The sequence below is a fragment of the Escherichia sp. MOD1-EC6475 genome, assembly GCF_003046645.1.
GTDB classification, from domain to species: domain Bacteria; phylum Pseudomonadota; class Gammaproteobacteria; order Enterobacterales; family Enterobacteriaceae; genus Escherichia; species Escherichia ruysiae.
This window is the reverse complement of record NZ_PZKQ01000004.1, coordinates 1-940: the sequence shown is the minus strand read 5'-3', so window position 1 is coordinate 940 and position 940 is coordinate 1. Positions and strand designations below refer to the sequence as shown.

At 55.9% G+C, this 940-nt stretch carries 1 pseudogene; it reads left to right on the top strand.

The annotated features are described in order from the left end of the window. Positions 1-58: 58 nt before the first annotated feature. A pseudogene (locus A7589_RS01145) lies at positions 59-940 on the top strand (IS5-like element ISKpn26 family transposase); the annotation flags it as partial.

The window sequence follows — 940 nt, the reverse complement described above, 5'->3', positions numbered from 1 at the left end:
ACCAAGTTCCTGATATGAGATCATCATATTCATCCGGAGCGCATCCCAGAGGGACATCATGAGCCATCAACTCACCTTCTACGATAGTGAGATCGGCGCTAAGCGCCGTCAGACCTGAAAAGAGATTTTCCTCTCCCGCATGGAGCAGATTCTGCCATGGCAGAATATGACCGCTGTCATCGAGCCGTTTTATCCCAAGGCGGGCAATGGCCGACGGCCCTATCCGCTGGAGACCATGCTGCGTATTCACTGCATGCAGCATTGGTACAACCTGAGCGACGGTGCCATGGAAGATGCCCTGTACGAAATCGCCTCCATGCGCCTGTTTGCCCGATTATCCCTGGATAGCGCCCTGCCGGATCGCACCACCATCATGAATTTCCGCCACCTGCTCGAGCAGCATCAACTGGCCCGTCAATTGTTCAAGACCATCAATCGCTGGCTGGCCGAAGCAGGCGTCATGATGACCCAGGGCACTTTGGTGGATGCCACCATCATTGAGGCACCCAGCTCTACCAAGAACAAAGAGCAGCAACGCGATCCGGAGATGCATCAGACCAAGAAAGGCAATCAGTGGCACTTTGGCATGAAGGCCCACATTGGTGTCGATGCCAAGAGTGGCCTGACCCACAGCCTGGTCACCACCGCGGCCAACGAGCATGACCTCAATCAGCTGGGTAATCTGCTTCATGGAGAGGAGCAATTTGTCTCAGCCGATGCCGGCTACCAAGGAGCGCCACAGCGCGAGGAGCTGGCCGAGGTGGATGTGGACTGGCTGATCGCCGAGCGTCCCGGCAAGGTAAAAACCTTGAAGCAGCATCCGCGCAAGAACAAAACGGCCATCAACATCGAATACATGAAAGCCAGCATCCGTGCCAGGGTGGAGCACCCGTTTCGCATCATCAAGCGGCAGTTCGGCTTCGTGAAAGCCAGATACAAG